This window comes from Pseudomonas sp. MF6396 (genome assembly GCF_002018915.1).
GTDB classification, from domain to species: domain Bacteria; phylum Pseudomonadota; class Gammaproteobacteria; order Pseudomonadales; family Pseudomonadaceae; genus Aquipseudomonas; species Aquipseudomonas palmensis.
In genome coordinates, this window is the sequence record NZ_MVOK01000019.1 from 97,140 (window position 1) to 116,991 (window position 19,852).

General features: G+C 59.9%; 18 protein-coding genes. All 18 read left to right on the forward strand.

All coding sequences use genetic code 11. The annotated features are described in order from the left end of the window. The first annotated feature begins 2 nt into the window (after positions 1-2). A complete protein-coding gene (gene yidC / locus MF6396_RS19160; RefSeq protein WP_043860674.1) occupies positions 3-1,685 on the forward strand; it encodes a membrane protein insertase YidC in 1,683 nt (560 codons plus the stop codon). Positions 1,686-1,768: 83 nt separating this feature from the next. Continuing rightward, positions 1,769-3,139, forward strand: coding sequence for a tRNA uridine-5-carboxymethylaminomethyl(34) synthesis GTPase MnmE (mnmE, locus tag MF6396_RS19165; RefSeq protein ID WP_078481307.1), 1,371 nt, complete (start codon positions 1,769-1,771; stop codon positions 3,137-3,139). A gap of 514 nt (positions 3,140-3,653) precedes the next feature. Further along, a complete protein-coding gene (gene mnmG, locus MF6396_RS19175; protein WP_054916064.1) occupies positions 3,654-5,546 on the forward strand; it encodes a tRNA uridine-5-carboxymethylaminomethyl(34) synthesis enzyme MnmG in 1,893 nt (630 codons plus the stop codon). Next, a complete protein-coding gene (rsmG, locus tag MF6396_RS19180; RefSeq protein ID WP_058541972.1) occupies positions 5,543-6,193 on the forward strand; it encodes a 16S rRNA (guanine(527)-N(7))-methyltransferase RsmG in 651 nt (216 codons plus the stop codon). Before mnmG ends, rsmG begins: the two co-directional genes overlap by 4 nt. Positions 6,194-6,211: 18 nt before the next feature. Next, entirely contained in the window at positions 6,212-7,006 is a 795-nt protein-coding gene (locus tag MF6396_RS19185) for a ParA family protein (RefSeq protein WP_043860671.1), read from the forward strand. 9 nt (positions 7,007-7,015) lie between these two features. Further along, a complete protein-coding gene (locus MF6396_RS19190; protein WP_043860670.1) occupies positions 7,016-7,888 on the forward strand; it encodes a ParB/RepB/Spo0J family partition protein in 873 nt (290 codons plus the stop codon). Between the two features lie 149 nt (positions 7,889-8,037). Continuing rightward, a complete protein-coding gene (locus MF6396_RS19195; protein WP_043860669.1) occupies positions 8,038-8,445 on the forward strand; it encodes a F0F1 ATP synthase subunit I in 408 nt (135 codons plus the stop codon). Positions 8,446-8,461: 16 nt separating this feature from the next. Next, complete coding sequence (gene atpB, locus MF6396_RS19200) at positions 8,462-9,331, forward strand: F0F1 ATP synthase subunit A (RefSeq protein ID WP_043860668.1); 870 nt, start codon at positions 8,462-8,464, stop codon at positions 9,329-9,331. A gap of 145 nt (positions 9,332-9,476) precedes the next feature. After that, positions 9,477-9,734, forward strand: a complete 258-nt coding sequence (atpE, locus tag MF6396_RS19205; RefSeq protein WP_003097235.1) for a F0F1 ATP synthase subunit C — start codon at positions 9,477-9,479, stop codon at positions 9,732-9,734. Between the two features lie 57 nt (positions 9,735-9,791). Beyond that, on the forward strand, positions 9,792-10,262 hold the full coding sequence (locus tag MF6396_RS19210; protein ID WP_043860667.1) for a F0F1 ATP synthase subunit B: 471 nt from the start codon (positions 9,792-9,794) through the stop codon (positions 10,260-10,262). 12 nt (positions 10,263-10,274) lie between these two features. Further along, entirely contained in the window at positions 10,275-10,811 is a 537-nt protein-coding gene (locus tag MF6396_RS19215) for a F0F1 ATP synthase subunit delta (protein WP_043860666.1), read from the forward strand. A 21-nt stretch (positions 10,812-10,832) separates the two neighbouring features. Then, entirely contained in the window at positions 10,833-12,377 is a 1,545-nt protein-coding gene (gene atpA, locus MF6396_RS19220) for a F0F1 ATP synthase subunit alpha (protein WP_043860665.1), read from the forward strand. A 50-nt stretch (positions 12,378-12,427) separates the two neighbouring features. Further along, on the forward strand, positions 12,428-13,288 hold the full coding sequence (gene atpG / locus MF6396_RS19225) for a F0F1 ATP synthase subunit gamma (protein ID WP_054916061.1): 861 nt from the start codon (positions 12,428-12,430) through the stop codon (positions 13,286-13,288). Positions 13,289-13,315: 27 nt separating this feature from the next. After that, positions 13,316-14,692, forward strand: a complete 1,377-nt coding sequence (atpD, locus tag MF6396_RS19230) for a F0F1 ATP synthase subunit beta (RefSeq protein ID WP_043860663.1) — start codon at positions 13,316-13,318, stop codon at positions 14,690-14,692. A gap of 44 nt (positions 14,693-14,736) precedes the next feature. Beyond that, positions 14,737-15,156 carry a F0F1 ATP synthase subunit epsilon gene (locus tag MF6396_RS19235; protein ID WP_043860662.1) on the forward strand — a complete coding sequence of 140 codons (420 nt, stop codon included), beginning with the start codon at positions 14,737-14,739 and terminating at the stop codon, positions 15,154-15,156. Between the two features lie 127 nt (positions 15,157-15,283). After that, positions 15,284-16,651 carry a bifunctional UDP-N-acetylglucosamine diphosphorylase/glucosamine-1-phosphate N-acetyltransferase GlmU gene (gene glmU / locus MF6396_RS19240; protein ID WP_078481308.1) on the forward strand — a complete coding sequence of 456 codons (1,368 nt, stop codon included), beginning with the start codon at positions 15,284-15,286 and terminating at the stop codon, positions 16,649-16,651. 192 nt (positions 16,652-16,843) lie between these two features. Next, complete coding sequence (locus MF6396_RS19245; RefSeq protein ID WP_054916063.1) at positions 16,844-17,611, forward strand: DeoR family transcriptional regulator; 768 nt, start codon at positions 16,844-16,846, stop codon at positions 17,609-17,611. A gap of 11 nt (positions 17,612-17,622) precedes the next feature. Further along, on the forward strand, positions 17,623-19,458 hold the full coding sequence (gene glmS, locus MF6396_RS19250) for a glutamine--fructose-6-phosphate transaminase (isomerizing) (RefSeq protein WP_078481309.1): 1,836 nt from the start codon (positions 17,623-17,625) through the stop codon (positions 19,456-19,458). Positions 19,459-19,852 lie beyond the last annotated feature (394 nt).

Consider the following 19,852-nt stretch of genomic DNA (forward strand, 5'->3'; position numbering starts at 1 on the left):
TCATGGATATTAAACGCACGATCCTGATCGCCGCCCTGGCAATCGTGTCCTATGTCATGGTCCTCAAGTGGAACCAGGACTACGGCCAGGCTGCCCTGCCGACTCAGAATACTGCTGCCAGCACCGTCGCGCCGGGCTTGCCCGATACCCCGACCGTTGGCACATCCGGCGCCAGCGCCGATGTTCCGAGCGCCACTGCTGAAACCACCCCTGCAGAAATTGCACCGGTTGCCGTCAGCACAGACCTGATTAGGGTCAAGACCGATGTCCTCGACCTGGCTATCAACCCCAACGGCGGTGATATCGCGCAGCTGACCCTGCCGAAATATCCACGTCGCCAGGACCATCCGGAAATTCCGTTCCAGCTGTTCGATAACGGCGGCGAGCGCGTTTACCTGGCTCAGAGCGGCCTGACCGGTGCCAACGGCCCCGATGCACGTGCCGCTGGTCGCCCGCTGTATTCCGCCGAGCAGAAAAGTTATCAACTGGCCGATGGCCAGAACCAACTGGTCGTCGACCTCAAGTTCAGCGACGCGGGTGTGAACTACATCAAGCGTTTCACCCTGAACCGTGGTGAATATGACCTGAAAGTCACTCACCTGATCGACAACCAGAGCGGCAAGCCGTGGACAGGCAACCTGTTTGCACAGCTCAAGCGCGATGCCAGCTCCGATCCGTCGTCGAGCACCGCCACCGGTACCGCCACCTATCTGGGCGCCGCCCTGTGGACAAGTGCCGAGCCGTACAAGAAAGTGTCGATGAAGGACATCGACAAAGGTAGTTTGAAAGAAAATGTTACCGGCGGCTGGGTTGCCTGGTTGCAGCACTACTTCGTGACCGCCTGGATTCCCAACAAGTCGGACAACAACGTTGTTCAGACACGCAAGGACAGCCAGGGCAACTACATCATCGGGTTCACCGGTCCGGAGCTGAACGTGGCTGCCGGCGCCCAGGGCGAAACCAGCACGCTGCTGTACGCCGGTCCCAAGAGCCAGGAAAAACTCAAGGCGCTGTCCCCGGGCCTGGAGCTGACCGTCGACTACGGCATCCTGTGGTTCATTGCCCAGCCGATCTTCTGGCTGCTGCAACATATCCATGAGCTGCTCGGCAACTGGGGCTGGTCGATCATCGTCCTGACCATGCTGATCAAGCTGCTGTTCTTCCCGCTGTCCGCTGCCAGCTACAAGTCGATGGCGCGCATGCGTGCCGTGGCACCTAAACTGGCCGCGCTGAAAGAGCAACATGGCGATGACCGGCAGAAGATGTCGCAGGCCATGATGGAGCTGTACAAGAAAGAGAAGATCAACCCGCTGGGCGGCTGCCTGCCGATCCTGGTGCAGATGCCAGTCTTCCTTTCGCTCTACTGGGTATTGCTGGAAAGCGTTGAAATGCGCCAGGCCCCGTGGATGTTCTGGATTACCGACCTGTCGATCAAGGATCCGTTCTTCATCCTGCCGATCATCATGGGCGCGACCATGTTCATCCAGCAGCGCCTGAACCCGACGCCGCCGGATCCGATGCAGGCCAAGGTGATGAAGCTGATGCCGATCATCTTCACCTTCTTCTTCCTGTGGTTCCCGGCAGGTCTGGTGCTGTACTGGGTTGTGAACAACTGCCTGTCGATCGCACAGCAGTGGTACATCACCCGCAAGATCGAAGCGGCGAGCAACAAAGCCACCGCTTGACGGGTTAGCCAGCTAACCTGTGGATAAAACGCCCCCTCGTGGGGCGTTTTGCTATCTGTCGTTTTTGTCTGAGGCCTTCGCTGATGAATGCTCGTCGTGAAACCATCACTGCAATTGCCACTGCCCAGGGTCGTGGCGGTGTAGGAATCGTGCGTATTTCCGGGCCGCTGGCCAGCAAGGCCGGGTTGGCCATCACCGGCCGTGCGCTCACCCCGCGGTATGCCCATTACGGTCCGTTCAAGGGCGACGATGGCCTGGTGCTGGATGAAGGCATTGCCCTGTATTTTCCCGGGCCCAACTCCTTTACCGGTGAAGATGTGCTGGAACTGCAGGGCCACGGCGGCCCGGTTGTGCTCGACATGCTGCTGCAGCGCTGCGTGGAACTGGGTTGTCGCCTGGCGCGCCCGGGCGAATTCAGCGAGCGCGCCTTTCTCAACGACAAGCTCGACCTGGCGCAGGCCGAAGCCATCGCCGACCTGATCGAGGCCAGTTCTGCACAGGCGGCGCGTAATGCGCTGCGCTCGTTGCAGGGCGAATTCTCCCGCCGTGTGGATAACCTCACCGAAAAACTGATCAGCCTGCGTATCTACGTCGAGGCGGCAATCGACTTTCCCGAAGAGGAAATCGATTTTCTTGCCGATGGCCACGTCCTGCGCATGCTCGAGGAGGTGCGCGAAAGTTTATCCACAGTGCAGCGCGAGGCGGGGCAGGGTGCGCTGTTGCGCGACGGCATGACGGTGGTGATCGCCGGGCGGCCGAATGCCGGCAAGTCCAGCCTGCTCAACGCACTGGCCGGGCGCGAGGCGGCCATCGTGACGGACATCGCCGGTACTACCCGGGATGTGCTGCGCGAACATATCCACATCGACGGCATGCCGTTGCACGTGGTGGACACCGCCGGCCTGCGCGATACCGAAGACCATGTGGAAAAGATTGGGGTGGAACGTGCCCTCAAAGCCATTGGCGAGGCCGATCGGGTGCTATTGGTGGTGGATGCCACGGCACCTGAAGCCGATGATCCGTTCGCATTGTGGCCTGAATTCCTTGAACAGCGCCCCGACCCGGCCAAGGTCACGCTGATTCGCAACAAGGCCGACCTCAGTGGCGACCCCGTGGGCCTGCAGTTGTCCGACGATGGCCACGTCACCATCACCCTCAGTGCCAAGGGCGCCGACCAGGGCCTGGAACTGCTGCGCGATCACCTCAAGGCCTGCATGGGCTACGAACAGACCGCCGAAAGCGGCTTCAGTGCCCGCCGGCGCCACCTGGACGCCCTGCGCCAGGCCAGTTCGCACCTGGACCACGGTCATGCGCAATTGACCCTGGCGGGCGCTGGAGAGCTGCTGGCCGAAGATCTGCGCCAGGCCCAGCAGTCCCTGGGCGAAATTACCGGCGCCTTCAGCTCCGATGACCTGCTAGGGCGTATCTTCTCCAGCTTCTGCATCGGCAAGTAGTCCGTTTATCCACAACGGGGCCGATCCAGGGCCTCGTTGTCGGCTGTCATCCCCCTCAATTTCTTATCCCCTGTCGAGAATTCCGGAACGCTCCGGGGCTTTCGCGTGCCTGTCTTACTCACAAACCGCAGAATAAGCCCTGTGGAAAACCCCGCCTCAGCTCGGTTGATAACCCGGCCTCAAGGCTGGAGATAACTCCCCCTGTTGATAAGTGGGTGTTTCATCCACAGGCTTAAGGCGCTTATCCAGACCCCTCATGGCCACTAGACCACAGACTTTTGAACCTCTGTACATAAGGTGGAATAAGGGCTGTAGAGGTTTATCCACAGAAAGGTGCCTCACTAAGAATAAACATAAAAACAAAGCTTTAATAAATTTCTCTCTCTTTATTTCTATTGTCAGCCACTCATCCACAGGCTGGTTAAATTTTGTTCAAGCGGTTCCTAGAAGGGGGGTAAGTCCCTATACTTGTGCGTTATTCCTATCTATTCCCGAAACAGGCACGAGGTGCGTGGTGGATTTCCCTTCCCGTTTTGAAGTGATCGTCATCGGCGGCGGCCATGCCGGAACCGAGGCTGCGCTTGCGTCTGCACGCATGGGTGTGAAAACCCTGCTGCTGACCCACAACGTGGAAACCCTCGGGCACATGAGCTGCAACCCGGCCATTGGCGGTATTGGCAAGAGCCATCTGGTCAAGGAGATCGATGCGCTGGGCGGTGTCATGGCCCTGGCTACCGACAAGAGCGGTATCCAATTCCGCGTTTTGAACAACCGCAAAGGCCCGGCGGTGCGTGCAACCCGCGCCCAGGCCGACCGCGCCATCTACAAGGCCGTGGTACGCGAGATTCTCGAAAACCAGCCCAACCTGTGGATATTCCAGCAGGCCTGTGACGACCTGATCGTCGAGCAGGACCAGGTACGCGGCGTCGTCACGCAGATGGGTCTGCGTTTCCATGCCGATTCTGTGGTGCTGACCACGGGTACCTTCCTCAGCGGACTTATCCACATCGGTCTGCAGAATTATTCCGGTGGGCGTGCCGGCGATCCGCCGGCCATCGCTCTGGCGCACCGCATGCGTGAGCTGTCGCTGCGCATGGGTCGCCTGAAAACCGGCACGCCGCCGCGTATCGACGGGCGTTCGGTGGATTTCTCGGTGATGACCGAACAGGCCGGTGACACCCCGATACCGGTGATGTCGTTCATGGGCGACAAGGCCATGCACCCGCGTCAGGTCAGTTGCTGGATTACCCACACCAACGAACGCACTCACGAGATCATTGCTTCCAACCTCGATCGTTCGCCGATGTACTCCGGCGTGATCGAGGGCATCGGCCCGCGTTACTGCCCGTCGATCGAAGACAAGATCCACCGGTTTGCCGACAAGCAGAGCCACCAGGTATTCATCGAGCCAGAAGGGCTCAATACCCACGAGCTTTACCCGAACGGGATATCCACATCCCTGCCGTTCGACGTGCAGCTGCAGTTGGTGCGTTCGATCCGCGGCATGGAAAACGCGCACATCGTGCGCCCGGGCTATGCCATCGAATACGACTACTTCGACCCGCGTGACCTGAAGTACAGCCTGGAAACCAAGGCCATCGGCGGGTTGTTCTTTGCCGGCCAGATCAACGGCACCACCGGTTACGAAGAGGCCGGTGCGCAGGGGCTGCTGGCCGGTGCCAACGCCGCGCTGCGTGCACAGGGCCGCGAAAGCTGGTGCCCGCGCCGCGACGAGGCGTACATCGGGGTGCTGGTCGACGACCTGATCACCCTGGGTACCCAGGAGCCGTACCGCATGTTCACCTCGCGGGCCGAGTACCGCCTGATTCTGCGTGAAGACAACGCCGACCTGCGTCTGACCGAAAAAGGCCGTGAACTGGGCCTGGTCGACGATGCACGCTGGGCCGCGTTCAGCGCCAAGCGCGAAAGCATCGAGCGCGAGGAGCAACGCCTGAAGTCCACCTGGGTTCAGCCCAATACCGCGATGGGCCAGGCGATTGTGGATAAGTTCGGCACGCCGCTCAGCCATGAATACAACCTGCTCAACCTGCTGACCCGCCCGGAAATCGACTATGCCGGGTTGGTGGAAGTGACCGGCGGTGGAGAAATCGACCCTCAGGTGGCCGAGCAGGTCGAGATCAAGACCAAATACGCCGGTTACATCGACCGGCAACAGGAAGAAATCGCTCGCCTGCGGGCAAGCGAAGACACCCGCCTGCCCGAGGATATCGACTACGCTGGTATTTCCGGGTTGTCCAAGGAGATTCAGGGTAAGCTCAGCCAGGCCCGCCCAGAGACACTCGGCCAGGCCTCGCGCGTTCCCGGCGTGACCCCGGCGGCTATTTCCCTGTTGCTGATTCACCTGAAAAAACGCGGCGCAGGCCGCGAGTTGGAGCAAAGCGCTTGAGTTCTATGGTCACCCCTCAACACGCCCAGGAGTTGTCCACAGGTGCCCGCCAGCTTGGTGTCGAGCTGAGCGAGGCCCAGCACGCGCAACTGCTGGCTTATCTGGCGCTGCTGATCAAGTGGAACAAGGCTTACAATCTGACTGCAGTGCGCAATCCCGACGAAATGGTATCCCGCCACCTGCTGGACAGCCTGAGCGTCATGCCGTTTATCCACAGCGACACCGAGCGCTGGCTCGACGTCGGTAGCGGCGGCGGCATGCCGGGCATTCCCCTGGCTATCCTGCATCCGCACAAGCAGGTCACGGTGCTGGACAGCAACGGCAAGAAAACCCGCTTCCTCACCCAGGTGAAACTGGAGCTGAAGCTGGATAACCTGCAAGTTATCCACAGCCGGGTCGAGGCGTTCCAGCCGGAACAGCCTTTCTCCGGAATTGTTTCTCGTGCTTTCAGCAGCATGGAGAACTTCACCAATTGGACGCGCCACCTTGGCGACGCCCAGACGCAGTGGCTGGCAATGAAAGGGCTGCATCCGGCTGATGAGCTGGTAGCATTGCCGGCAGATTTCAAAGTGGATAGCGAGCAGGCCTTGACCGTTCCGGGTTGCCAAGGCCAGCGCCATCTGCTGATACTGCGCCGCACGGCATGACTGGGAACACAAGCAAGAATGGCTAAGGTATTCGCGATCGCGAACCAGAAAGGTGGTGTGGGCAAGACCACCACCTGCATCAATCTCGCTGCATCGCTGGTGGCTACCAAGCGCCGCGTGCTGCTGATTGACCTCGATCCACAGGGCAACGCCACCATGGGTAGCGGTGTGGATAAACACGTCCTTGAACATTCGGTCTATGACCTGCTGATCGGCGAGTGCGACCTGGCTCAAGCCATGCACGTGTCCGAACACGGTGGTTATCAACTGCTGCCGGCCAACCGCGACCTCACTGCGGCCGAAGTGGTTCTGCTCGAAATGCAGATGAAGGAGAGCCGGCTGCGCACAGCGCTGGCGCCGATCCGCGAGAGTTACGACTACATCCTGATCGACTGCCCGCCGTCGCTGTCGATGCTGACGCTCAATGCCCTGGTGGCCGCCGATGGCGTGATCATTCCGATGCAATGTGAATACTTTGCCCTGGAAGGCTTGAGCGACCTTGTGGATAACATCAAGCGCATCGCTGCCAAGCTCAATCCGCAGCTCAAGATCGAAGGCCTGTTGCGCACCATGTACGACCCGCGCCTGAGCCTGATCAACGACGTGTCCGCGCAGCTCAAGGAACACTTCGGCGAGCAGCTCTACGATACGGTGATCCCGCGCAACATCCGCCTGGCCGAGGCCCCGAGCTTCGGTATGCCGGCCCTGGCCTACGACAAGCAGTCCCGTGGCGCCCTGGCCTATCTGGCCCTGGCCGGTGAACTGGTACGCCGTCAACGCCGTCAAACCCGCACTGCCGCACAGGCAACTTAAGGAATCCGCATGGCCGTTAAGAAACGAGGTCTCGGACGTGGGTTGGATGCACTGCTCAGTGGTCCTACCGTCAGCGCGCTCGAAGAGCAGGCTGTCAAGGTCGACCAGAAAGAACTGCAACACCTGCCGCTGGACCTGATCCAGCGCGGTAAATACCAGCCCCGTCGGGACATGGACCCGCAGGCCCTTGAAGAACTGGCGCATTCGATCAAGAGCCAGGGCGTGATGCAGCCGATCGTGGTCCGCCCGATCGGTGACGACCGCTTCGAGATCATCGCCGGCGAACGCCGCTGGCGCGCCAGCCAGCAGGCCGGCATGGAGACCATCCCGGCGATGGTGCGCGATGTGCCGGATGAAACCGCCATCGCCATGGCGCTGATCGAGAACATCCAGCGCGAAGACCTCAACCCGGTGGAAGAGGCCATCGCGCTGCAGCGCCTGCAGCAGGAGTTCCAGCTGACCCAGCAACAGGTCGCGGATGCTGTGGGCAAGTCGCGGGTGACCGTGGCCAACCTGCTGCGCCTGATCTCGCTGCCGGAAGTCATCAAGACCATGCTGTCCCACGGCGACCTGGAGATGGGGCATGCCCGAGCGCTGCTCGGTTTGCCTGAAGAACAGCAGGTCGACGGGGCGCGACACGTTGTCGCACGAGGCCTGACCGTACGCCAGACCGAAGCCCTGGTTCGCCAGTGGCTCAGCGGCAAGCCCGAGCCGGTGGAACCGGCCAAGCCCGATCCGGACATCACCCGCCTTGAACAGCGTCTGGCAGAGCGGCTGGGCTCGGCGGTACAGATCCGTCACGGCAACAAGGGCAAAGGCCAGTTGGTGATCCGTTACAACTCCCTGGACGAGTTGCAGGGCGTGCTTGCTCACATCCGCTGAAACAATTCGCTTTGTAGCGCGCAGTCGGAAATCACTACCCAGCAGTTGAATAGGGGTCCAAGCGCCCCTATACTCTGCGCGCATTTTGTCGGCACAAATTATGCCAAGTCATTACTGACTGGTTGGTCGACTTTCGAGGAGCAGTTGTGATGGAGACCCGCACGCCAAACCGCTTGCCTTTCCATCGCTGGGCGGTTTTTCCGGTACTGTTCGCTCAATTTGTCGTGTTGCTGCTGGCATCGTTGGGGGTGTGGCAGTGGCATGGGGTGGTCAGCGGCTATTCGGCACTCTGCGGAGGACTGATCGCCTGGCTGCCGAATCTGTACTTTGCCTACAAGGCGTTCCGTTACACCGGCGCCAGGGCAGCGCAGGCCATCGTCAAGTCGTTCTACGCTGGCGAGGCAGGCAAATTGATTTTGACGGCAGTGCTGTTCGCATTGACGTTCGCAGGAGTGAAGCCATTGGCGCCATTAGCAGTATTCGGCGTCTTCTTGCTGACCCAGTTGGTCAGCTGGTTCGCGCCCCTGCTGATAAAAACGAGACTTTCGAGACCTTAGGGCGTTTGAGGCAAACATGGCAGCAGAAACCGCTTCGGGCTATATCCAGCACCACTTGCAGAACTTGACCTTCGGGCAATTACCAGACGGCGGTTGGGGCTTTGCCCATTCCGCAGCAGAAGCCAAGGCAATGGGCTTCTGGGCGTTCCACGTGGACACCCTGGGTTGGTCCGTTGCGCTGGGTCTGATCTTCATCCTCCTGTTCCGCATGGCGGCGAAAAAAGCGACTTCCGGTCAACCCGGCGGCCTGCAGAACTTCGTCGAGGTGATGGTCGAATTCGTCAACGGCAGCGTCAAGGACTCGTTCCACGGCCGCAGCCCGGTCATCGCACCGCTGGCACTGACCATCTTCGTGTGGGTGTTCCTGATGAACGCCGTCGACCTGATCCCGGTCGACTGGATCCCGCAACTGGCGATGCTGATCTCCGGTGATCCGCACATCCCGTTCCGTGCCGTATCCACCACCGACCCGAACGCCACCATCGCGATGGCCTTCTGCGTGTTCGCGCTGATCATCTTCTACAGCATCAAGGTCAAGGGCATCGGCGGCTTCATCGGCGAGCTGACCCTGCACCCGTTCGGCAGCAAGAACATCTTCGTCCAGATCCTGCTGATCCCGGTCAACTTCCTGCTGGAATTCGTGACCCTGATCGCCAAGCCGATCTCGCTGGCCCTGCGTCTGTTCGGCAACATGTATGCCGGCGAGCTGGTGTTCATCCTGATCGCCGTGATGTTCGGTGCCGGTCTGCTGTGGCTGAGCGGCCTGGGCGTGGTGCTGCAATGGGCGTGGGCTGTGTTCCACATCCTGATCATCACCCTGCAAGCGTTCATCTTCATGATGCTTACCATCGTCTACCTGTCGATGGCTCACGAAGATAACCATTAATAAGACCGCCTGGCGTGTCTGAGGCCTCTCCGCCGGGGTGGGGGGAGGCCGAAAAAGTCCGCAAGGGCAGCTGTACCAAACGATTTTGTTTTACCGCTTCAAACTAAAAAACCTAACCAATACGACGTAAAAGTCGGGAGGAAAGATGGAAACTGTAGTTGGTCTTACCGCTATCGCTGTTGCTCTGCTGATCGGCCTGGGTGCCCTGGGTACCGCCATTGGTTTCGGCCTGCTGGGCGGCAAGTTCCTGGAAGGCGCTGCTCGCCAGCCAGAAATGGTTCCGATGCTGCAAGTCAAAATGTTCATCGTCGCCGGTCTGCTCGACGCCGTGACCATGATCGGTGTTGGTATCGCTCTGTTCTTCACCTTCGCTAATCCCTTCGTTGGTCAAATCGCTGGCTAATCACTCGAATTTTCGAGTGGATTGGTGTGATGGACTTAGAACGAGCGAGGTGTTGGCGTGAACATTAATGCAACCCTGATTGGCCAGTCCGTTGCGTTCTTCATTTTTGTACTGTTTTGCATGAAGTTCGTGTGGCCTCCGGTCATCGCGGCTTTGCAAGAACGTCAGAAGAAGATCGCGGAAGGACTGGACGCTGCCAACCGAGCAGCTCGCGACCTGGAGCTGGCCCAAGATAAAGCGGGTCAGCAACTGCGCGAAGCTAAAGCTCAGGCAGCCGAAATCATTGAGCAAGCCAAGAAACGCGGTAACCAGATCGTCGAGGAAGCCCGTGACCAGGCTCGCGTCGAAGCTGACCGTGTGAAGGCCCAGGCTCAAGCCGAGATCGAACAGGAACTGAACGGTGTCAAAGACGCGCTGCGCGCCCAAGTGGGTAGCCTGGCCGTCAACGGTGCTGAAAAGATCCTTGGCGCCACAATCGATCAAAACGCGCATGCGGAGCTGGTTAATAAACTGGCCGCTGAAATTTAAGCGAGGGCGATCATGGCAGAACTGACCACGTTGGCCCGACCTTACGCTAAGGCGGCCTTTGAGCACGCCCAGGCCCATCAGCAACTGGCCAATTGGTCAGCCATGCTCGGCCTGGCTGCTGCAGTGTCTCAAGACGACACAATGCAGCGCCTGCTCAAGGCCCCGCGACTGACGAGCGCAGAAAAGGCCGCCGCGTTTATTGACGTGTGCGGTGACAAGTTCGATGCACAGGCACAGAATTTCATTCATGTTGCCGCGGAAAACGAACGTCTCCTGCTGTTGCCGGAGATTTCGGCTCTGTTCGATCTGTACAAGGCCGAACAAGAGAAATCCGTGGACGTGGAAGTCACCAGTGCTTTTGCGTTGAACCAAGAACAGCAAGACAAACTCGCCAAGGTTCTCAGTGCACGACTCAGCCGGGAAGTGCGCCTGCACGCGACGGAGGATGCCAGCCTGATCGGTGGTGTCGTAATCCGCGCCGGCGACCTGGTTATCGATGGTTCAGTACGCGGCAAAATCGCGAAACTGGCCGAAGCATTGAAATCTTGAGTTTGAAGGGGCAGCAGAGCAATGCAGCAACTCAATCCTTCCGAAATTAGTGAAATCATCAAGGGCCGCATCGAGAAACTCGATGTAGCCTCCCAAGCCCGCAACGAAGGTACTGTCGTCAGCGTTTCTGACGGTATCGTGCGGATTCACGGTCTGGCCGACGCTATGTACGGCGAAATGATCGAGTTTCCGGGCGGCGTGTTCGGTATGGCCCTCAACCTGGAGCAAGACTCCGTTGGTGCGGTAGTACTGGGCGCGTACGACACCCTCGCTGAAGGCATGAGCGCCAAGTGCACCGGCCGCATCCTCGAAGTTCCGGTTGGTAAGGAACTGCTGGGTCGCGTCGTCGACGCACTGGGTAACCCAATCGATGGCAAAGGTCCGCTGAACAACACCGAGACCGACGCTGTTGAAAAGGTTGCACCGGGCGTTATCTGGCGTAAATCGGTAGACCAGCCTGTACAGACTGGCTACAAATCGGTTGACGCCATGATCCCTGTCGGCCGTGGCCAGCGTGAGCTGATCATCGGTGACCGTCAGATCGGCAAGACCGCCATGGCCATCGACGCCATCATCAACCAGAAAGACTCCGGTATTTTCTGTGTGTATGTTGCTGTCGGCCAGAAGCGTTCGACCGTTGCCAACATCGTTCGCAAGCTGGAAGAAAACGGCGCCCTGGCCAACACCATCGTGGTGGTTGCCAGTGCTTCGGAATCCGCCGCACTGCAATTCCTGGCGCCATACGCCGGTTGCACCATGGGCGAGTTCTTCCGTGACCGCGGCGAAGACGCACTGATCGTCTACGATGACCTGTCCAAGCAGGCTGTTGCCTACCGTCAGATCTCCCTGCTGCTGCGCCGTCCACCAGGACGCGAAGCATACCCAGGTGACGTGTTCTATCTCCACTCCCGTCTGCTGGAGCGTGCATCGCGCGTTTCCGAAGAGTACGTAGAGAAGTTCACCAACGGTGCCGTAACTGGCAAGACCGGTTCGCTGACCGCACTGCCGATCATCGAAACCCAGGCTGGCGACGTTTCCGCGTTCGTTCCGACCAACGTGATCTCGATCACCGACGGTCAGATCTTCCTGGAATCGGCCATGTTCAACTCGGGCATCCGCCCTGCAGTGAACGCCGGTGTTTCGGTATCCCGTGTAGGTGGTGCCGCTCAGACCAAGATCATCAAGAAGCTCTCCGGTGGTATCCGTACCGCTCTGGCTCAGTACCGTGAACTGGCGGCATTCGCCCAGTTCGCTTCTGACCTGGACGAAGCCACCCGCAAGCAACTCGAGCACGGTCAACGTGTTACCGAGCTGATGAAGCAGAAGCAATACGCTCCAATGTCCATCGCGGACATGGCGCTGTCGCTGTATGCCGCTGAGCGTGGGTTCCTGACCGACGTCGAAATCACCAAGATCGGCAGCTTCGAACAAGCGCTGATCGCTTTCTTCAACCGTGATCACGCCGAACTGATGGCGAAGATCAACGTGAAGGGTGACTTCAACGACGAAATCGACGCTGGCATCAAAGCCGGTATCGAGAAGTTCAAGGCCACCCAAACCTGGTAAGCCGCAGCGGGGGCTTTGCAGCCCCCGCTTGCTAACCTGATAGGTGTTACATGGCAGGCGCAAAAGAGATTCGCAGTAAGATTGCGAGCATCAAAAGCACGCAAAAAATTACCAGCGCCATGGAAAAAGTGGCGGTCAGCAAGATGCGCAAGGCTCAAATGCGCATGGCTGCTAGCCGTCCCTATGCGGAGCGTATCCGCCAGGTGATTGGTCATCTGGCCAACGCCAACCCGGAATACCGCCACCCCTTCATGATCGAACGCCCTGTCAAGCGCGCCGGTTATGTGGTTGTGAGCAGTGACCGTGGTCTGTGCGGTGGCTTGAACACCAACCTGTTCAAGGCCCTGGTCAAGGACATGGCAGCCAACCGCGAGCAAGGGGTCGAAATCGACCTGTGCGTGGTGGGCAGCAAAGGTGCGGCGTTTTTCCGCAGCTACGGCGGTAACGTCGTTGCAGCGATCAGCCACCTGGGCGAAGAGCCGTCGATCAATGATCTGATCGGCAGCGTCAAGGTCATGCTGGACGCTTACCTGGATGGTCGTATCGATCGTCTGTCCGTGGTATCGAACAAGTTCATCAATACCATGACGCAAGCCCCAACGGTCGAGCAGTTGATTCCGTTGGTTGCAACCCCGGATCAAGAACTCAAGCACCACTGGGACTACCTCTACGAACCTGACGCCAAGGAGCTGCTGGACGGCCTGATGGTGCGTTACGTGGAGTCGCAGGTCTACCAGGCGGTGGTCGAGAACAACGCGGCCGAACAAGCTGCGCGGATGATCGCAATGAAGAACGCCACCGACAACGCCGGCGACCTGATCAGCGAATTGCAGCTGATCTACAACAAGGCGCGTCAGGCTGCGATCACCCAAGAGATCTCGGAAATCGTCGGCGGCGCTGCCGCGGTTTAACGGTTCAAATATTCAGAGGATCCAGCTATGAGTAGCGGACGTATCGTTCAAATCATCGGCGCCGTCATCGACGTGGAATTCCCACGTGACAGCGTGCCGAGCGTGTACAACGCACTGAAAGTACAAGGCGCGGAAACCACCCTGGAAGTTCAGCAGCAGCTGGGCGACGGCGTGGTCCGTACCATTGCGATGGGCTCGACCGAAGGCTTGAAGCGCGGTCTGGACGTCGTCGACAGCGGCGCAGCCATCTCCGTACCGGTCGGTAAAGCGACCCTGGGCCGGATCATGGACGTGCTGGGCAACCCGATCGACGAAGCTGGTCCGATCGGTGAAGAAGAGCGCTGGGGCATTCACCGCGAAGCACCTTCGTTCGCTGACCAGGCAGGCGGCAACGACCTGCTGGAAACCGGCATCAAGGTTATCGACCTGGTCTGCCCGTTTGCCAAAGGCGGTAAAGTTGGTCTGTTCGGTGGTGCCGGTGTAGGCAAGACCGTAAACATGATGGAACTGATCCGTAACATCGCCATCGAGCACAGCGGTTATTCCGTGTTCGCCGGTGTGGGTGAGCGTACTCGTGAGGGTAACGACTTCTACCACGAGATGAAGGACTCCAACGTTCTCGACAAGGTAGCGCTGGTCTACGGTCAGATGAACGAGCCACCAGGAAACCGTCTGCGCGTAGCGCTGACCGGCCTGACCATGGCCGAGAAGTTCCGTGACGAAGGTAACGACGTTCTGCTGTTCGTCGACAACATCTATCGTTACACCCTGGCCGGTACCGAAGTATCCGCACTGCTGGGCCGTATGCCTTCGGCGGTAGGTTACCAGCCGACCCTGGCTGAAGAGATGGGCGTTCTGCAAGAACGTATCACTTCGACCAAGGAAGGTTCGATCACCTCGATCCAGGCCGTATACGTACCTGCGGACGACCTGACCGACCCGTCGCCAGCCACCACCTTCGCCCACTTGGACGCCACCGTCGTACTGTCCCGTGACATCGCCTCCCTGGGTATCTACCCAGCGGTCGATCCACTGGACTCGACTTCGCGCCAGCTGGACCCGAACGTGATCGGCAACGAGCACTACGAAACCGCTCGCGGCGTTCAGTACGTGCTGCAGCGCTACAAAGAGCTGAAGGACATCATTGCGATCCTGGGTATGGACGAACTGTCCGAGACCGACAAGCAACTGGTTTCCCGTGCTCGTAAGATCCAGCGCTTCCTGTCCCAGCCGTTCTTCGTGGCTGAAGTCTTCACCGGTTCTCCAGGCAAATACGTTTCCCTGAAAGACACCATTGCTGGCTTCAAAGGCATCCTCAACGGTGACTACGACCACCTGCCAGAACAAGCGTTCTACATGGTCGGCGGCATCGAAGAAGCAGTCGAGAAAGCCAAGAAACTGTAATCCCGGCGCCCCGCGAGGGGCGCTAATCAGGTTGAGGCAAGCAGATGGCTATGACAGTCCATTGCGATATCGTCAGCGCGGAAGGAGAGATCTTCTCCGGCCTGGTCGAGATGGTGATTGCGCACGGCAACCTGGGTGATCTTGGTATCGCTCCAGGCCACGCCCCGCTGATCACTAATCTGAAGCCTGGTCCGATCACGCTGACCAAGCAGGGTGGCGCCCAAGAGGTGTTCTACATCTCTGGTGGTTTCCTCGAGGTCCAGCCGAACATGGTCAAGGTGCTTGCCGATACCGTGCAACGTGCTGCCGACCTGGACGAAGCTCAGGCCCAGGAAGCCCTCAAGGCTGCCGAGAACGCCCTGAACGCCAAAGGCGCGGAGTTCGACTACGGCGCCGCTGCCGCACGTCTGGCCGAAGCCGCAGCTCAGCTGCGCACCGTCCAGCAGTTGCGCAAGGGAAGGTAATTCGGCCTACAGGCTGATTGCTTTCGCCGCGATTGAGTTAAAGGGTAGCCTCGGCTACCCTTTTTCTTTTTCTGCATATCTCATTTCGGTCATTCATCGACCTCTCCCCGGATTTGGTAGCCAGTCAATGTCTCTCGATATCGTTATTCTCGCGGCAGGCCAGGGCACACGCATGCGCTCGGCCGTGCCCAAGGTACTGCACCCGGTCGCCGGCAACTCGATGCTTGGCCATGTTATCCACAGCGCCCGCCAGCTCGAGCCCCAGGGTATTCACGTGGTGATCGGACATGGTGCCGAGCTGGTTCGCGAGCGACTGGCTGCCGATGACCTGAATTTCGTGTTGCAGGACAAACAGCTGGGCACAGGCCACGCCGTGGCTCAGGCCTTGCCGGCGCTCAGTGCCGACACCGTGCTGATCCTCTACGGCGATGTACCGCTGATCGAGGTGGACACCCTGCAGCGTTTGCTGGCCAGGGTAAACCCGCAGCAACTGGGCCTGCTCACTGTGACCCTGGCCGACCCGACCGGCTACGGCCGTATCGTGCGCGACGACCAGGGCCAGGTGGCTGCCATTGTCGAGCACAAGGATGCCAGCGACGCACAGAAGGCGATCAATGAAGGAAACACCGGCATCCTTGCCGTACCGGGGGCTCGGTTGGCCGAGTGGCTGGGTCGCCTGTCGAATCACAACGCACAGGGTGAGTACTACCTGACCGACGTGATCGCCATGGCAGTGGCCGACAGCCTGGTGGTGGCCACCGAGCAGCCGCTGGACCCGATGGAAGTGCAGGGCGCCAACGACCGTCGTCAGTTGGCCGAACTGGAGCGTCATTATCAATTGCGCGAAGGTCGTCGCCTGATGGCCCAGGGCGTGACCCTGCGTGACCCGGCGCGTTTCGACGTGCGCGGCGAAGTCATCGTGGGGCGTGACGTGCTCATCGACGTCAATGTTATCCTCGAAGGCCGCGTGGTGATCGAGGATGACGTGGTCATCGGCCCGAACTGCGTGATCAAGAACAGTACCCTGCGCAAGGGCGCAGTGGTCAAGGCCAACAGCCACCTCGAAGGTGCCGTGCTGGGCGAGGGCAGCGATGCCGGTCCGTTCGCGCGGCTGCGCCCGGGCAGCGTGCTGGATGCCCGTGCGCATGTGGGTAACTTTGTCGAACTGAAGAATGCCCACCTGGGTGAAGGTGCCAAAGCAGGCCACCTGACCTACCTGGGTGATGCCGAGGTGGGGGCGCGCACCAATATCGGCGCCGGCACCATCACCTGCAACTACGACGGGGCCAACAAATTCCGTACCGTACTGGGCGAGGATGTCTTCATCGGTTCCAACAACTCGCTGGTGGCGCCTGTGGATATCCTCGATGGGGCCACCACCGCTGCGGGGTCCACCATCACCCAAACGGTCGAGGCTGGCCAGTTGGGCGTGGCCCGCGGTCGTCAGCGCAACATCGATGGCTGGAAACGGCCAGAGAAGATCAAGAAGAGCTGAGTTGTCCACAGCTCTGAAAAAGCCGACCGCATTGTGCATAAGTCGGCTTTTTTTTTGCCTGGCATTCGAGTGTGGATAACCTGACCCCAGCAACGCCTTATCCACAGAAATAGTTTCATTGCCTGCTTGACCAAATGAAAGCTTTAGGTTTTGATTGACGTCATTATCTTTCGAATCGAAACTTAACTTCTCATGTCGAAACGAAACACACCTCAACGCCGCCACAACATCCTGGCCTTGCTGCATGAGCAGGGCGAGGTGAGTGTGGATGCACTGGCCAAGCGTTTCGAAACCTCCGAAGTCACCATTCGCAAGGACCTCGCCGCGTTGGAGGCCAACGGCCTGCTGCTGCGCCGCTACGGTGGCGCGGTGACCCTGCCTCAGGAACTGTTCGCCGACCAGGGCCAGCCCATCTCTCTCTACAAACAGGCCATCGCTCGTGCCGCCGTGGCGCGGATTCGCGAGCATGCGCGCATCATCATCGACAGCGGCAGCACCACGGCTTCGATGATCCCCGAACTGGGTCAGCAACCGGGGCTGGTGGTGATGACCAACTCGCTGAACGTGGCCCGTGCCCTGAGCGAACTGGAACACGAACCGGTACTGCTGATGACCGGCGGCACCTGGGACCCGCATTCCGAATCGTTCCAGGGCCAGGTTGCCGAGCAGGTACTACGCTCCTACGATTTCGACCAGCTGTTCATTGGTGCCGATGGCATCGACCTGGTGCGCGGCACCACCACCTTCAACGAATTGCTGGGCTTGAGCCGGGTGATGGCCGAGGTGGCCCGCGAAGTGATCGTGATGGTCGAGTCGGACAAGGTCGGGCGCAAGATTCCCAACCTGGAGCTGCCCTGGGCCAGCGTGAATACCCTGATTACCGACGAACGCCTGCCCCAGGAGGCACGCGATCAAATTCAAGCCCGCGGCATCAACCTCATCTGTGCCGCTATCAGCTAGGAGCAACATCTATGTGTGGAATCGTGGGCGCCGTCGCCGAACGCAACATCACCACCATCCTGATCGAAGGCCTCAAGCGCCTGGAATACCGCGGTTATGACAGTGCTGGCCTGGCTGTCTTCACCCAGCAGGGCCACCTTGAACGCCGTCGTCGCATCGGCAAGGTCAGCGAGCTGGAAGCGGCCGTTGCCGCCGAGCCGCTGGTCGGCAACCTGGGTATCGCCCACACCCGCTGGGCGACCCATGGCGCGCCAACCGAAGGCAATGCACACCCGCATTTCTCCAGCCACGACCTGGCGGTGGTGCACAACGGCATCATCGAGAACCACGATGTGCTGCGTGAACAGCTCAAGGGCCTGGGCTACGTATTCACCTCGCAGACCGACACCGAAGTGATCGTGCACCTGCTGCACCACACCCTCAAAAGCCTGCCGGACCTGGCCGACGCCCTCAAGGCGACCGTCAAGCAACTGCATGGCGCCTATGGCCTGGCGGTGATCAGCGCCAGCCAACCAGACCGCCTGCTGGCCGCCCGCAGCGGCAGCCCGCTGGTGATCGGCCTGGGCCACGGCGAGAACTTCCTGGCCTCCGACCAGCTGGCTCTGCGCCAGGTCACCGACCGCTTCATGTACCTGGAGGAGGGCGACATCGCCGAGATTCGCCGCGACCAGATCACCATCTGGGCCGTCGATGGCCAGCTGGTGCAGCGCGAGGCGGTGCAGTACCACGAAGGTGCGGAGGCGGCCGACAAGGGCCATTACCGCCACTTCATGCTCAAGGAAATCCACGAGCAGCCCACTGTGGTGCAGCGCACCCTGGAAGACCGTCTGGGTTCGGATCACGTGTTGGTGCAGGCTTTCGGCCCCAAGGCGGCCGAGCTGTTCCCCAAGGTGCGCAATGTACAGATCGTGGCCTGCGGCACCAGCTACCACGCGGGCATGGTTGCGCGTTACTGGCTCGAAGAACTGGCCGGCATTCCGTGCCAGGTCGAAGTGGCCAGTGAATTCCGCTACCGCAAGGTGGTGGTGCAGCCCGACACCCTGTTCGTGTCGATTTCCCAGTCGGGCGAAACTGCCGACACCCTGGCGGCGCTGCGCAATGCCAAGGAGCTGGGCTTCCTTGCCAGCCTGGCCATCTGCAACGTTGGCATCAGCTCGCTGGTGCGTGAATCGGACCTGACCCTGCTGACCCGTGCCGGCCCGGAAATCGGCGTGGCCTCGACCAAGGCGTTCACCACCCAGCTGGTGTCGCTGATGTTGCTGACCCTGTCGCTGGGGCGCGTGCGTGGCACCTTGCCGGCTGGCGTCGAAGCCGAACTGGTCGAGCAACTGCGTCGTCTGCCGGTACGCCTGGGCGAAGCGCTGGCAATGGACGCCACCATCGAGAAGACGTCCGAGCTGTTCGCCGACAAGCATCACACCCTGTTCCTGGGCCGTGGCGCGCAGTTCCCGGTGGCGATGGAAGGGGCGCTCAAGCTCAAGGAAATCTCCTACATCCACGCCGAAGCCTACCCGGCTGGCGAGCTCAAGCACGGCCCGCTGGCGCTGGTGGATGCCGACATGCCGGTCGTTACCGTGGCGCCGAACAACGAGCTGCTGGAGAAGCTCAAGTCCAACCTGCAGGAAGTGCGCGCCCGTGGCGGCGAGCTGATCGTGTTCGCCGACGAGAAGGCTGGCATGAGCAATGGCGAGGGCACCCATGTGATCGCCATGCCGCACATCGTCGATGCGCTGGCACCGATCCTGTACACCATCCCGCTGCAATTGCTGTCGTACTACGTGGCCGTGCTCAAGGGCACCGACGTCGACCAGCCCCGCAACCTGGCCAAGTCGGTGACGGTGGAGTAAGGGGCCGGTCAGGCCCAGGCACTCCTGATCGTAAATATTAAAGTCTGTCTCGCTTGGAGCCTTTGGGGCTCCGAGCAGAGATCCCCTCTACTGCCCCCTCTGGTGCCTCGAAATATTGGGTACTCCTCCTTGCTGCTCACCATCCAACCGCACGAGTCTCTTCGCTCCTTCATCGAAAGGCATTTTTACCTGGCTCCTCGATCACACGAGTCGATAAAGCTCAAAGAAATATCTAGGTACTACATGCGAGGATGGTCTATCGGGGTTTGAATCGCCCCGGGTTTCGTAGACACCTCTTTGCCTTAAACTGAGGCCAATTAGGAGGTGCCATGAGCAACCCGCGTTACCCCGAAGAATTCAAAATCCAAGCAGTCAATCAAGTGACCGAAAAGAA

Coding starts and splice junctions, on each gene's coding strand:
- yidC (WP_043860674.1), top strand. CDS start 3: ATGGATATTAAACGCACGATCCTGATCGCCGCCCTGGCAATCGTGTCC.
- mnmE (WP_078481307.1), top strand. CDS start 1,769: ATGAATGCTCGTCGTGAAACCATCACTGCAATTGCCACTGCCCAGGGT.
- MF6396_RS19185 (WP_043860671.1), top strand. CDS start 6,212: ATGGCTAAGGTATTCGCGATCGCGAACCAGAAAGGTGGTGTGGGCAAG.
- MF6396_RS19190 (WP_043860670.1), top strand. CDS start 7,016: ATGGCCGTTAAGAAACGAGGTCTCGGACGTGGGTTGGATGCACTGCTC.
- MF6396_RS19195 (WP_043860669.1), top strand. CDS start 8,038: ATGGAGACCCGCACGCCAAACCGCTTGCCTTTCCATCGCTGGGCGGTT.
- atpB (WP_043860668.1), top strand. CDS start 8,462: ATGGCAGCAGAAACCGCTTCGGGCTATATCCAGCACCACTTGCAGAAC.
- atpE (WP_003097235.1), top strand. CDS start 9,477: ATGGAAACTGTAGTTGGTCTTACCGCTATCGCTGTTGCTCTGCTGATC.
- MF6396_RS19215 (WP_043860666.1), top strand. CDS start 10,275: ATGGCAGAACTGACCACGTTGGCCCGACCTTACGCTAAGGCGGCCTTT.
- atpA (WP_043860665.1), top strand. CDS start 10,833: ATGCAGCAACTCAATCCTTCCGAAATTAGTGAAATCATCAAGGGCCGC.
- atpG (WP_054916061.1), top strand. CDS start 12,428: ATGGCAGGCGCAAAAGAGATTCGCAGTAAGATTGCGAGCATCAAAAGC.
- atpD (WP_043860663.1), top strand. CDS start 13,316: ATGAGTAGCGGACGTATCGTTCAAATCATCGGCGCCGTCATCGACGTG.
- MF6396_RS19235 (WP_043860662.1), top strand. CDS start 14,737: ATGGCTATGACAGTCCATTGCGATATCGTCAGCGCGGAAGGAGAGATC.
- glmU (WP_078481308.1), top strand. CDS start 15,284: ATGTCTCTCGATATCGTTATTCTCGCGGCAGGCCAGGGCACACGCATG.
- MF6396_RS19245 (WP_054916063.1), top strand. CDS start 16,844: ATGTCGAAACGAAACACACCTCAACGCCGCCACAACATCCTGGCCTTG.
- glmS (WP_078481309.1), top strand. CDS start 17,623: ATGTGTGGAATCGTGGGCGCCGTCGCCGAACGCAACATCACCACCATC.